Source organism: Streptomyces sp. NPDC004732 (genome assembly GCF_040609235.1).
Lineage (GTDB): Bacteria > Actinomycetota > Actinomycetes > Streptomycetales > Streptomycetaceae > Streptomyces.
This window is the reverse complement of record NZ_JBEXJR010000006.1, coordinates 309,339-321,635: the sequence shown is the minus strand read 5'-3', so window position 1 is coordinate 321,635 and position 12,297 is coordinate 309,339. Positions and strand designations below refer to the sequence as shown.

Below are 12,297 nucleotides of genomic sequence, written 5' to 3'. Positions count from 1 at the left end.
CGTGTGAGCTCAGGACCTGCGTCCCCCGGCCCCCGTCCCACCGCTCCGCGTCAACGCCAGCAGATCCCGCCCCGGCCCCGCCGGACGGTGCCCCGTCGGCCACACCGCCCGCAGCTCCCTGCGCAGCCGCACCTCCGCCACGGGGATCTCCACCAGGCGCCGGGCCGCGAGCTCCTCGCCCACCGCCAGCTCGCTCAGGACCGAGGGGCCCGCACCGCTCACCGCGGACGCCTTCACCGCCGTGGTGGACGACAGCTCGATCAGCGGGCGGGCCAGGCCGCCGAGCGCCGCGTGCAGGACCTGCCGGGTGCCCGAGCCCTCCTCGCGCAGGATCAGCGGCGTCGCGGCCAGCTCCTCGGCGCCGAGCGGCTTCCTGCGCCGGGCCCACGGGTGCCCCGGCGCCGTGACGACGACCAGGCGGTCGTGCGCGACGACCACGTCGTCAAGCCCGCCCGGCACGGTGAGCCCCTCGACGAAGCCGAGGTCCGCCTCGCCGGAGAGCAGCCGGGACGCGACGGCCGCGGAGTTGCCCGCGAGCAGCGAAACCGCCGTGTCAGGGCGCTGGGTGCGCAGCGCGATCAGCCAGCCCGGCAGCAGATACTCGGCGATCGTCATGCTGGCCGCCACCCGCAGCCGCGAGTCCCGCCGCACCCGCAGCGCCTGCGCGCCCGCGTCGAACGCCTCCGCCGCCTCCACGATCCGCCCCGCCCAGTCGGTGACCAGAGCACCCGCGTCCGTGAGGCGCGAGCCGCGCGGCGACCGGTCGACGAGGGCCACGCCGAGCTGCCGCTCCATGGCCCGCACCCGGCTGCTGGCCGCGGGCTGGGTGATGCCGAGCTCCCGCGCGGCCCGCCCCAGACTGCCGAGCCTGGCCACGGCGAGCAGCAGCTGGAGCGCCCCGAGATCGGGCACGCGGTGCGCGAGCGCCGCCTCAGGGACACCGGAGGACTCGCGGGACGCAGCGGACCCAGGGGACGCAGGGGACGTACTCATAAAGCCAGCTTATGTCCTCATAGATGCGTGCTCCCTGGCGGTGGACCCCCACCCCGTACGACCGTGGACACATGGTCACCGCCGCTCACTCCGCCGCCTCCGCAGGCGCCTCCCCCACGGCCACCGCCCGCCGCGCCCTCGCGGTCCGCCACCTCGGCCCGAACTGGTACGCCTCCGTCATGGGCACCGCCATCATCGCCAACGCGGGTGCGACGCTGCCGTACCAGTTCACTGGACTGCGCACCGGCTGCACGATCGTGTGGGCGCTGTCCTTCGTGATGCTCGCCGTCCTGCTCACCGCCCGTGCCGCGCACTGGATCCACCACCGCGACCAGGCCCGCACCCACCTCCTCGACCCGGCCGTGGCCCCGTTCTACGGCTGCCTGGCGATGGCGCTGCTCGCGGTCGGCGGCGGCACCCTGATCGTCGGCAAGGACTGGATCGGCACGGAGGCCGCCGTCGCGGTCGACACGGTGCTGTTCACCGCGGGCACCCTCATCGGGCTCGCCGCCGCCGTCGCCATCCCCTACCTGATGGTGGTCCGGCACCGCATCGCCGCCGACCAGGCCTCACCCGTGTGGCTGCTGCCGGTGGTGGCCCCCATGGTCTCGGCGGCCGTCGGCCCGCTGCTCATCCCGCACCTGCCCACGGGCCAGGCCCAGCAGACGATGCTGTACGCGTGTTTCGCGATGTTCGGCCTGAGCCTGCTAGCCACCCTGGTGATGCTGCCGGTGATCTTCGCCCGCCTGGTGACCGCGGGCCCGCTGCCCCTGGCCCTCACCCCCACCCTGTTCCTGGTGCTCGGCCCGCTGGGCCAGTCGACGACCGCCACCAACAAGTTCGCCGACTTCGCACCGGGCGTCGTGCCCGCCCCCCTCGACCGTGGCTTCCTCGTCTTCGCCGTGCTGTACGGCGTGCCCGTGATGGGCTTCGCCCTGATGTGGCTGGCGCTGGCCGGGGCCATGGTGGTGCGCGCCCGGCGCCGCGGCATGGGGTTCGCGATGACCTGGTGGGCGTTCACCTTCCCCGTCGGCACCTGCGTGACCGGCGCGGAGGGCCTGGGCAACCACACCGGCCTGGCGGTGTTCGACTGGCTCGCGACCGGCCTGTTCGTGTTCCTCGTGACCGCCTGGGCCATCGCCCTGGCCCACACCCTGAAGGGCGCTCTCAGCGGACGACTGCTCGCAGCGCCTCGCTGAGCACCGCCGGAGCCTCGACCAGTGACGGCCCGTACCAAGTGAGATGGCGGCCTCCGACCAGCGCGACCGGTGTGCCCGGGAACGCCTCGGGGCCGTCGTCGGGCGTGAAGCGGTACGGCTCGTCGGGCAGGACCACCAGGTCGAGGGCGAGGTCCGCGGAGGTCAGCTCCTCGATCGGCGCGCGGGGGTACCGCTCGGCGTGAGCGGCGTACGCGTTGTCGACGCCGAGGCGCGCGAGGAGGTCCCCCGCGAAGGTGTCGCGGCCCAGGACCATCCACGGCCGCCGCCAGATGGGGACGGCCGCCCGCAGCCGGGCCGGGGGGCGCGGCGTCCGCCCCCACGCCGACTCGGCCTCCGCCAGCCACCGCGGCCGCTCCGCCCCGCACGCCGCGAGGACCCGCGCCAGCTCATGGAAGGCCTGGTCCAGCGTCCGCACCTCGGTCACGAGGACCTCGATGCCCGCCGCTCGCAGCGCCGCCAGGTCGGGCTCGCGGTTCTCCTCCTCGTTGGCGACGACGAGGTCGGGCGCGAGGGCGACGATGCGGGGCACATCCGGGTTCTTGGTGCCGCCCACCCGGGTGACGTCGAGTCCGGCCGGATGGCTGCACCAGTCGGTCGCCCCGACCAGCACGTCCGGCGCGGTCACGGCGACCGCCTCGGTCAGCGAGGGCACCAGCGAGACGACCCGCAGCGGGCCACGCGCGCGGGACACGTCAGCGCCCCTTGTCGTCCACGGCTTCGATGTGGTCCCCCACGGCGACCACCAGCACCCGGGTGTCCGGCACGGTGGCCCGCCAGCGGTGCCGCACCCCGCCCGTGAGGAACAGCGTGTCGCCGCGCCCGAGGCGGTAGGCCCGGCCCTCGGCCTCCATCTCCACGGCGCCCTCCACGACGTACATCAGCTCGTCGTTGCGGTGCTGGAACTCGCGTCCCTCGTCGTGGTCCCCGATGAACTCCAGGGCGTGCAACTGGTGGTGGCCGCGGGCCAGTTCGCGGACGCGCGCGTCGGGCGTTGAGGCGTCAAGGTCCGTGTCGTCGTCGGCGCGCACCACCTCGACCGTGCGGGCCGGGTCGGCGGCGGCGAGGAGCTCCACGTCGGTGGTGCACAGGGCGTCGGCGACGCGCTGCAGGGAGCGCGTGCTCGGCCGGGCCCGCTCGTTCTCGATCTGGCTCAGGAAGGGCACGGAGAGGCCGCTGCGCTCGGCTACGACCGCGAGGGTGAGCTCCAGCTGCCGACGGCGCCGCCGCACCGCCGAGCCCACCCGGAGCGTCTCCTTGTGCTCGTCCATCGCCTCGACTCCCTTCAGCGCATCGGCCCGCTTTCAACCCTGAGGGGTTTTCTGCACCCTACGCATGTTCGCCAAACTGTTTTGCCCCGTTGCCGAGACCGCTTCCTACAGCTCGTGCCAGTAGAGCAGTTGTCCGGACTCGCCGGAGGCGGAACGCTCGGCCGGTACGAACAGACTCACGAGCAGGGCCGGGCGGCCCCGCGGATCGGTGAGCAGGGTCGCGGAGGGGTTGGCGAAGGCGCGGCTGCCGCCGTGCGTGCGGATGTCGAGGCGGTCCGCGCGGCCGCTTGCGGGGTCGTACGCATAGGTGCCCCAGCTGCCGAAGTCGCCTCGCCGCCGCTGGCCCTCGACGAGGACCACGCGCTGCCCGGCGAGGTCCACGGGCGCCCGGTCGCCGATGTTGCCGCCGTTTCCCCAGGCGCGCACGGCACGGTCCATGCGGCGGTCGGGCTCGGCGTGCCAGCGCCGGAAGCCGGTGAGGGTGGCGCGCAGCTGGCGGTCGGTGTCGCAGCCCGCGCGGTAGTGCCCGGTGAGGTGGATCGTGGCGCCGCGCACGGCGGTGATGCTCGGGGTTCCCTCGGCGCACCGCGAGAGGGTCAGCGGTGCGTCGAAGGCGCGGCGGGCGCGCCCGTCGAGCAGGGCGGTCAGGTTCGCGTAGGCCCGCACCGCGATGTGGTTGCGGGGGTCCTTCTCGTACGCGAGGACGTATCCGCCGCGGCCGTCGTGCGCGAGCGAGGCCTGGTGGGTGCCGGGGCCGAAGTCGTGGCGGCGCTGCCAGTGGCGCAGGTCGGTGGAGGTCGCGACGGCCGCGTGGAAGCGGCCGTCGGCCAGGAGCGTGTGGTAGACGGCGAGGTAGCTGCCGTCCTGGGCCTGTTCGATCTGCGCGGCGTCCATGGTGCGGCCGGTGTGGTCGCGCGCGTCGTAGCGGTGGCCGTCGGCGGCGGTCACGTCCTCGGCGAGCGCGGCGAGCCGGGCGGTGCCCGCGGACGCGGGGGCGGTGTCGGCCCGCGCGAGCTGTGCGACGAGCAGGGCGGCGGCCAGGGCCAGTGCCGCGGCGGCGACGAAGAGCGCGGTCCTTGGCTGCCTTGCGGTCACGGGCGGATTCTCACGTTCGGATGTTCGATGGCGTTCAGATGTTCGAGATGAGGCCCAGTCGAGAGTAGGGAATCGACGGCCCCGCAGGAACGCCGGAAGGGGTGGGCTTCGCCACAAGGCGAGGCCCACCCCTTCAAGCACTGCTGACCGGTGGAGCTACTTCGCGGAGGTCATCTTCTCCTCGAAGCCCGGGTTCTTCTTCAGCCAGGCGTCAACGGCCTTCGGCTCGTTGTTCTTGCCCGCCTTGTTGATCTCGTTCTCCAGGCTGGCCAGTTCCTTCTCGCTCATCTTGAAGTTCTTGAGCCACTTCGTGAGCTGCGGGTACTGGTTCGGGAAGTCCTTGCTGGAGAGCGAGCGGATCGTGTTGCCCTTGCCGAAGCCACCCTTGGGGTCCGCCAGCTTGGTCAGGCCGCACTCGCTGTACGCCCAGTGCGGCGACCAGAGCAGCACCGCGATCGGCTCCTTCTTCGAGTACGCGGTCTTCAGCTCGGAGAGCATCGCGGGGGTCGAGCCCGCGGCGATCTCGTACTCGTCCTCGAGGCCGTAGCCGGGCAGGACCTTGTCCTTGAGCGCCTGCATCACGCCGGTGCCCGGCTCGATGCCGATGATCTTGCCCTTGAACTTGTCGCCCTTGCCCTTGAGGTCCTCGAGCGACTTCACGTCCTTGACGTACGACGGGACGGCGACCTCGAGGGAGGTCGGGCTGTACCAGGAACCGAGGTCCTTGAGATTGGCCTTGTTCTTGTCCCAGTACGTCTTCTGCGCGGTGGGCAGCCAGGCGTCGAGGTTGAGGTCGAGGTCACCCTGCGCGAGACCGGTGTAGGCCGGGCCCACGTCCGCCGGCGTCAGCTCCATCTTGTAGCCGCGCTTCTCCAGGACGCGCTTCCACAGGTTGGTGACGGCGATGTTCTCGTCCCAGGCGAAGTACGCGGCCTTCAGCGGACGCTTCTTCTCCTCGCCACCGCTGTTCTTCGGCAGCGGGGCCAGCTTGTCGACGACCTTCGGGTTCTTCTCCAGCCAGGTGCGCACGGCGTCCTGCTGCTTGCCCTTGCCCGCCTTGTTGATCTCCGCTTCAAGGCTGGTGAGCTGGTTCTCTTCCATCTTGAAGTTCTTGAGCCACTTGGCGACCTGCGGGTTCTCCTTGGAGAAGCCCTTGCGCGCCAGCGAGTGCACGCCGTCGCCCTTGCCCCAGGCACCCTTCGGGTCCTTGAGCTTCTTCAGGTCGAAGTCGTTGTACGCCCAGTGCGGCGACCACAGCGGTACGACGATCGGCTCCTTCTTCGCGTACGCCGCCTTCAGCTCGGACAGCATCGCGGTGGTGGAACCGTCGACGACCTTGTACTCCTTGTCGAGGCCGTACGCCTTGAGGACCTTGCTCTTCAGGAGCTGCATCTCACCGGCGCTCGGCTCGATGCCGGTGATCTTGCCGTCGAACTTGTCGCCCTTGCCCTTGAGGTCGGCAAGCGAGGTGACGTCCTTCATGTACGAGGGAACCGTCAGCTCCAGCGACGTCCGGTCGTACCAGGCGCCGAGGTCCTCCAGCTTGTCGCCGTACTTCTTCATGTACGTGGCGTGCGTCGTCGGCAGCCACGAGTCGGTCTGGAAGTCGACGTCGCCCTGGGCGAGCGAGGTGTAGAGCGGGCCCGCGTCCAGGAGGCTGGCGTTCACCTTGAAGCCGCGCTGCTCCAGGATCTCCTTCCAGAGGAAGGTGGAGGCGATGCCCTCGTCCCAGTTGATGTAGCCGATGTTGATTTCCTTGCCCTGACCGACGTTCTTGGAGTCGGCCACGGTCTCGGACTTGCTGCCGCCGAAGATGCTCATGCCGCCCGCGACGAGCGCGAGGACGACGACGCCGACCATCGCGACGACGGGCCGGGGGCGGTAGTTCCAGATGTTCAGGCCCTGCGCGGCCCGCAGCTTGGCGAGCGCACGACGGCCGAGCGGGGAGACCTGGCCGCCCAGGCCGCTGGTGACGCGGTCCAGGTAGATGGCGAGGATCACGATGGAGACGCCCGCCTCCGCGCCGAGACCGACGTCGAGCTGGCCGATGGCCGCGTTGACGTCGGCGCCCAGACCCGGGGTGCCGACCATGCCGGTCAGCGCCGCCATGGAGAGGCCGAGCATGATGACCTGGTTGACACCGGCCATGATCGTCGGGAGCGCGAGCGGCAGCTGGACGCGGAACAGGGTGTTGCGGGGCGTGGTGCCGAACGCATCGGCGGCCTCGACCAGCTCCTTGTCGACCTGGCGGATGCCGAGCTCGGTCATGCGCACACCGGGGGCGAGCGCGAAGACGATCGTGGCGACGATGCCCGCGGGGGCGCCCATGCGGAAGAACAGCAGCGCCGGGATGAGGTAGATCATCGCGGGCAGCGTCTGCATGAAGTCGAGGACCGGCCTGACGATGCCGCTGACCGTCTTGGAACGGGCCGCCCATATGCCCACGGGCACGGCTATGACCAGCGCCACGAAGGTCGACACGAGCACCAGGGCCAGCGTCATCATCGCGTTGTCCCACAACTCCAGGGACACGATGAAGGCGAAGCCCACGAAGGAGAGGACACCGCCGGTCAGACCGCGCAGCCAGAACGCGATGATGGCGAGGATGCCCGCCATGATCAGCGGCTCAGGTCCCGAGAGGACGTCGAAGACGCCGTCCCACATGTTCTGGAAGATCGTCTTGACGAACGAGAACAGCCAGTCCATGTGCGTTCTGAGCCACTCGACCGCGTCATTGACCCAGTCGCCGAAAGGAATTCTAGGCACCGCTGCTCACCTTGCCCGCGTTCTTGTCGCCCTTGCCCTGGGCGTCGCCCTTGTCCTGGGCGGGTACGGAGGCCGGGGCCGCGACCTGCGGCTCCGCCTCGGTCTCCGACTGCATCGGCTCGCCGAGCACCGCGAGCAGCCTGGCCCGCGGCACGACACCGACGAGCTTGCCGTCGGTGTCGGTCACGGCGACCGGCACCTCGCTGGTGGAGCAGGGCGTGAACAGCTCGATGATGGGCGTGCCCTCGGTGACCGTCGCGGGTGCGTCGGCCTGCACGAAGCCCTTGTCGGGATCGGCCATGATCGCGCCCGCGGTGAGCACCCGCGAGCGGTCGACGTCCTGCGTGAACGCGGCGACGTAGTCGTTGGCCGGGGTGACCAGGATGTCCTCGGCGTTGCCGATCTGGACGATGCGGCCGTCACGCATGACGGCGATCTGGTCACCCAGGCGCATGGCCTCGTTGAGGTCGTGGGTGATGAAGACGATGGTCTTCTTCAGCCGCTTCTGGAGCACCAGGAGCTGGTCCTGCATGTCACGGCGGATCAGCGGGTCGAGCGCGCTGAACGACTCGTCCATGAGGAGCAGGTCGGCGTCGGTGGCCAGCGCGCGGGCCAGGCCGACGCGCTGCTGCATGCCGCCGGACAGCTCGTCGGGCCAGGACTTCTCCCAGCCCTTGAGCCCCGCGAGCTCCAGCGCCTCGGTGGCGCGCTTCTCGCGCTCGGCGCGGGGCACGCCCTGCACCTCGAGGCCGTAACCGGCGTTCTCCAGGACGCTGCGGTGCGGGAAGAGCGCGAAGTGCTGGAAGACCATGCTGATCTTCTTGGAGCGCACCTCCCGCATCTCGCGGGCGCTCAGCTCGGTCAGATCCTGACCGTCGAAGCGGACGTGGCCGGCCGTCGGCTCCGAAAGCCCGTTGAGCATGCGCAACAACGTGGACTTGCCGGATCCGGAGAGACCCATGACGACGAAGATCTGGCCCGGCTCGACCTCGAAGGAGGCGTCGATGACGGCAGCGGTGGTGCCGTCGGCTCGCAGCTCCTCTCGGTCGGCTCCGTGGCGGATTTTCTCCACCGCGTCATCGGGTCGTCTGCCGAACACTTTGTACAAGTGCTCGGCCTGCAGCCTGGACACATACACCTCTCGGGTTGAACCAAGACGGCCCGCCTCCCCCGCCGGCGGGCCGTGGAGCGGCACGGGGTCTGCCCGCTTACCGATCGAAAAGTTGAATGTGCGACCGGGTCCGCTCCGAGTGCGCGCCTTCCCGTGCTTACACAGAACAAACCAAGGAGTGACCCAGGTCACATTCGTTGCGCTGTGGGCACGGTGCGGCGCGATGCGCAACGCGGCCGCGCCGCCGTGCGCAGCACGTTCGCACTGTCAGTGCCGTGCGGCATGATGCGCGATGTGACTCAGCGAACACGACGGCTCATGCTTCTCGACACGGCTTCCCTCTACTTCCGGGCCTATTTCGGGGTCCCGGAGTCCGTGAAGGCCCCGGACGGCACTCCGGTCAACGCCGTGCGCGGGCTGCTCGACTTCATCACCCGCCTCGTCCAGGACCACCGGCCGGACGACCTGGTCGCCTGCATGGACGCGGACTGGCGCCCGCACTGGCGGGTCGAGCTCATCCCCTCGTACAAGGCGCACCGCGTCGCCGAGGAGGTCCCGCAGGGCGCGGACGCCGAGGAGATCCCGGACACTCTCTCCCCGCAGGTGCCGATCATCGAGGAGGTCCTCGACGCGCTCGGCATCGCCCGCGTGGGCGTCGAGGCGTACGAGGCCGACGACGTGATCGGCACCTTCACCGCCCGCGCCACGGGCCCGGTCGACATCGTCACCGGCGACCGCGACCTCTACCAGCTGGTCGACGACGAGCGCGGCATCCGCGTCCTCTATCCCCTCAAGGGCGTCGGCACCCTCCAGACGACGGACGAGGCGTGGCTGCGCGAGAAGTACGGCGTGGACGGGCCCGGCTATGTCGACCTGGCGTTGCTGCGCGGCGACCCCAGCGACGGACTGCCCGGCGTGCCCGGCATCGGCGAGAAGACGGCGGCCAAGCTCCTGGACGCCTTCGGCGATCTGGCCGGGATCATGGCCGCCGTCGACGACCCGAAGTCGAAGCTCACCCCGTCGCAGCGCAGGCGGCTCGACGAGTCGCGCGCCTATGTAGCGGTCGCCCCGAAGGTCGTACGCGTGGCGGCCGACGTCCCCCTGCCCGATGTGGACCTCGCGCTTCCGCACGCGCCGCGCGATCCCGCGGCCCTCGACGAGCTGGCGGCCCGGTGGGGCCTGGGCGGCTCACTGCAGCGCCTGCTCTCCACCCTGCACTCCTGAGGTGTTAGCTTAGGTAAGCCTAAGTAATTGTGGATCAGGGGAGGCCGCCGCCATGGCAGAACGTCCGGCACGCAAAGCACCGAAGGCCCATGTCGCACAGGTAGTCCGCACGGAGCGGCTGACCCCGCACATGCAGCGCGTCATCCTCGGCGGCGAGGGCCTCGCCGAGTTCACCACCGCAGGGTGCACCGACCACTATGTGAAGCTGCTCTTCGACGCCGAGGGCGTCACCTATCCCGAGCCCTTCGACCTTCAGCGCATCCGCGAGGAGCTCCCGCGCGAGCAGTGGCCGGTGACCCGGACGTACACGGTGCGCTGGTGGGACGCCGAGACCCGGGAGCTGGCCCTCGACTTCGTGATCCACGGCGACGAGGGTCTCGCGGGTCCGTGGGCGCGAGCCGTCGAGCCGGGCGCCACGGTGCGCTTCCAGGGCCCGGGCGGCGCGTACGCCCCGGGCGCGGACGCCGACTGGCACCTGCTGGCCGGTGACGAGAGCGCCCTGCCCGCCATCGCCGCGGCGGCCGAGGCGCTGCCCGAGGGCGCGGTGGCCCGCGTCTTCATCGAGGTCGAGGGCCCCGAGGAGGAGCAGAAGATCGCGACGGACGCCGAGGTCGTCTGGCTGCACCGCGGCGACCGCCCGGTCGGCGAGCTCCTCATCGAGGCCGTCCGCTCCCTGGAGTTCCCGGAGGGCGAGCTGCAGGCCTTCGTGCACGGCGAGGCGGGCTTCGTGAAGGAGCTGCGCCGCTACCTGCGCATCGAGCACGAGATCCCCCGCGAGCGCCTCTCCATCTCCGGCTACTGGCGCCTCGGCCACAACGAGGACGGCTGGCAGGCCTCCAAGCGGGAGTGGAACGCGCAGGTGGAGGCGGAGCAGGAGAAGGCGGCCTAGACACCTTCCGGCGGGGCGGGCGGCACATCCCCCTTGATCCGGGCGTGCAGATGCATGTCGTGCCACCCGTCCTCGTGCAGCAGCGCGCTGCGCTTGGTGCCCTCCACCGCGAACCCGGTCTTCAGGGCGACGCGGCACGACGCGTCATTGGCCATCGAATGGCTCAACTCCAGGCGGTGGAGGCCCACTTCCTCGAAGGCCCACCGGGTGAGCGCCTCGACGGCGCGCGGGGCGACGCCCCGGCCGCGCGCCGACGGCATGGTCCAGTACGCGACTTCGGCCTGGCCGTCGCCGAGCACGATGCACCGCAGGGCCACCCGCCCGACGAGCGCGTCGGTTTCCGCGTCGGCAATCGCCCAGTACGCGTCGCGCTCGTCCGCCCACGCCTTGCGCCAGCCCTCTATCCAGCCGCGCACCTCGCTCTCGGAATCGGCCACGCGTGCGTGCCAGCGCTGTATCACGGGGTCCTGGAACGCCGTGTACACGGCAGGCACGTCGGCGGCCGACCAGGGGCGCAGGACGAGGCCGCCGGGAGCGGGGAGCGTCGGCTGCGCACGGCGGGCGAGGGCACCGGCCGCGACGATGTCGGAGATCTTGAAGGGCATGGGCGCATGGTGCCAGTGGGGGCACGGGCGACGGCAGTGGTTTTCCGGGGCGCACATGAGCCTGCGGGCCCGGCCCCCGCGCGCCCCGCACACCCGCCCGCCCCACAAGATCCGCGAACACCCCCGCCACCACCGCCCACACCCCCCTGGCCTGCGGCGCCCCGTACGCTGACCCACTGATGAGACGCAAGCGCCGCCTTCTGCCCGCCCCGCTCCCCCAGCGCGACGGCATCGACCCCGTCCGGGTCGCACTTCCGCTCGAAGGGACCTGGCCGACCGTGCGCGACCACCTGGTGGAGCGGCTCGCGGCCGGGCCCGGCGTCATCGACGCGATGGTGCGGGACGGCAGGATCGTCGGCGCGGACGGCGCACCGGTGACCCCGGACACCCCCTACCTGCCGGGCGCCTCCGTCTGGTTCCACCGGGACCTCCCCGCGGAGGTCCCGGTCCCGTTCCCCCTCGACGTCGTCCACCGCGACGAGCACATCGTCGTCGTGGACAAGCCGCACTTCCTCGCCACGATGCCGCGCGGCAGCCACGTCACCCAGACCGCCCTCGCCAGGCTCCGCAGGGAACTCGGCATCCCGACGCTCGGCGCCGCCCACCGCCTGGACCGGCTGACCGCCGGACTGCTCCTGTTCATCGTGCGGCCCGAGGAACGCGGCGCCTACCAGACGCTGTTCGGGGACCGCCGCGTACACAAGGAGTACGAGGCCGTGGCGCCGTACGACCCGGACGTGCCGCTCCCGCGGACCGTGCGCAGCCACATCGTGAAGGAGCGCGGCATCATCGCGGCGTACGAGGTGGCGGGCGCCGAGCCGAACAGCGAGAGCCGCATCGAACTCGTCGGACACCGCGCCGGACTCGGCCGCTACCGCCTCACCCCGCACACCGGCCGCACCCACCAACTCCGCGTCCACATGAACGCGTTGGGCCTGCCGATCCTCGGCGACCCGGTCTACCCGGTGGTGACCGGACCCGTGCCGCCGGACGACTTCCGGCGGCCGCTCCAGCTCCTGGCGCGCACCCTGGAGTTCACGGACCCGGTCACGGGCGTCGCGCACCGCTTCACCAGCGGGCGGACGCTGGGCGCCTGGGAGGCGTACGACACCTGGGCGCGGTAGCC

At 71.3% G+C, this 12,297-nt stretch carries 11 protein-coding genes; 4 read left to right on the top strand and 7 right to left on the bottom strand.

Annotation, left to right across the window (positions count from 1 at the left end):
* Window positions 1-9: 9 nt before the first annotated feature.
* Window positions 10-993: a LysR family transcriptional regulator gene (locus ABZV77_RS20120; protein WP_356258370.1), complete on the bottom strand. Its 984-nt coding sequence runs from the start codon at window positions 991-993 to the stop codon at window positions 10-12.
* A gap of 71 nt (window positions 994-1,064) precedes the next feature.
* Between ABZV77_RS20120 and ABZV77_RS20115 the strand changes: the two genes are divergently transcribed.
* Window positions 1,065-2,192, top strand: a complete 1,128-nt coding sequence (locus ABZV77_RS20115; RefSeq protein ID WP_356258368.1) for a TDT family transporter — start codon at window positions 1,065-1,067, stop codon at window positions 2,190-2,192.
* Here the strand turns inward: ABZV77_RS20115 and ABZV77_RS20110 are convergent.
* The 5 genes from ABZV77_RS20110 to ABZV77_RS20090 all read right to left on the bottom strand — a co-directional run bounded on the left by ABZV77_RS20110 (window position 2,161) and on the right by ABZV77_RS20090 (window position 8,474).
* Window positions 2,161-2,883, bottom strand: a complete 723-nt coding sequence (locus ABZV77_RS20110) for a helical backbone metal receptor (protein WP_356259002.1) — start codon at window positions 2,881-2,883, stop codon at window positions 2,161-2,163. The two genes, ABZV77_RS20115 and ABZV77_RS20110, sit on opposite strands and share 32 nt — an antisense overlap.
* Window positions 2,884-2,905: 22 nt before the next feature.
* Window positions 2,906-3,481, bottom strand: coding sequence for a cupin domain-containing protein (locus ABZV77_RS20105; RefSeq protein WP_356258366.1), 576 nt, complete (start codon window positions 3,479-3,481; stop codon window positions 2,906-2,908).
* Window positions 3,482-3,586: 105 nt separating this feature from the next.
* Window positions 3,587-4,576: a hypothetical protein gene (locus tag ABZV77_RS20100; protein WP_356258363.1), complete on the bottom strand. Its 990-nt coding sequence runs from the start codon at window positions 4,574-4,576 to the stop codon at window positions 3,587-3,589.
* A gap of 156 nt (window positions 4,577-4,732) precedes the next feature.
* A complete protein-coding gene (locus tag ABZV77_RS20095) occupies window positions 4,733-7,342 on the bottom strand; it encodes an ABC transporter permease/substrate binding protein (RefSeq protein ID WP_356258361.1) in 2,610 nt (869 codons plus the stop codon).
* Window positions 7,335-8,474, bottom strand: coding sequence for a glycine betaine/L-proline ABC transporter ATP-binding protein (locus tag ABZV77_RS20090; RefSeq protein WP_356258359.1), 1,140 nt, complete (start codon window positions 8,472-8,474; stop codon window positions 7,335-7,337). Before ABZV77_RS20090 ends, ABZV77_RS20095 begins: the two co-directional genes overlap by 8 nt.
* 297 nt (window positions 8,475-8,771) lie before the next feature.
* On the opposite strand from ABZV77_RS20090, the gene ABZV77_RS20085 reads away from it, so the two are divergent.
* Both ABZV77_RS20085 and ABZV77_RS20080 read left to right on the top strand, forming a co-directional pair.
* Window positions 8,772-9,677, top strand: a complete 906-nt coding sequence (locus tag ABZV77_RS20085) for a 5'-3' exonuclease (RefSeq protein ID WP_356259000.1) — start codon at window positions 8,772-8,774, stop codon at window positions 9,675-9,677.
* Between the two features lie 52 nt (window positions 9,678-9,729).
* Window positions 9,730-10,566, top strand: a complete 837-nt coding sequence (locus ABZV77_RS20080) for a siderophore-interacting protein (protein WP_356258356.1) — start codon at window positions 9,730-9,732, stop codon at window positions 10,564-10,566.
* On the opposite strand, the gene ABZV77_RS20075 is transcribed toward ABZV77_RS20080, so the two are convergent.
* Window positions 10,563-11,171 carry a GNAT family N-acetyltransferase gene (locus ABZV77_RS20075; RefSeq protein WP_356258354.1) on the bottom strand — a complete coding sequence of 203 codons (609 nt, stop codon included), beginning with the start codon at window positions 11,169-11,171 and terminating at the stop codon, window positions 10,563-10,565. The genes ABZV77_RS20080 and ABZV77_RS20075 overlap by 4 nt on opposite strands.
* Before the next feature lie 179 nt (window positions 11,172-11,350).
* On the opposite strand from ABZV77_RS20075, the gene ABZV77_RS20070 reads away from it, so the two are divergent.
* On the top strand, window positions 11,351-12,295 hold the full coding sequence (locus tag ABZV77_RS20070) for an RluA family pseudouridine synthase (protein ID WP_356258352.1): 945 nt from the start codon (window positions 11,351-11,353) through the stop codon (window positions 12,293-12,295).
* Window positions 12,296-12,297 lie beyond the last annotated feature (2 nt).

Coding starts and splice junctions, on each gene's coding strand:
- ABZV77_RS20120 (WP_356258370.1), bottom strand. CDS start 993: ATGAGTACGTCCCCTGCGTCCCCTGGGTCCGCTGCGTCCCGCGAGTCC.
- ABZV77_RS20115 (WP_356258368.1), top strand. CDS start 1,065: ATGGTCACCGCCGCTCACTCCGCCGCCTCCGCAGGCGCCTCCCCCACG.
- ABZV77_RS20105 (WP_356258366.1), bottom strand. CDS start 3,481: ATGGACGAGCACAAGGAGACGCTCCGGGTGGGCTCGGCGGTGCGGCGG.
- ABZV77_RS20085 (WP_356259000.1), top strand. CDS start 8,772: ATGCTTCTCGACACGGCTTCCCTCTACTTCCGGGCCTATTTCGGGGTC.
- ABZV77_RS20080 (WP_356258356.1), top strand. CDS start 9,730: ATGGCAGAACGTCCGGCACGCAAAGCACCGAAGGCCCATGTCGCACAG.
- ABZV77_RS20075 (WP_356258354.1), bottom strand. CDS start 11,171: ATGCCCTTCAAGATCTCCGACATCGTCGCGGCCGGTGCCCTCGCCCGC.
- ABZV77_RS20070 (WP_356258352.1), top strand. CDS start 11,351: ATGAGACGCAAGCGCCGCCTTCTGCCCGCCCCGCTCCCCCAGCGCGAC.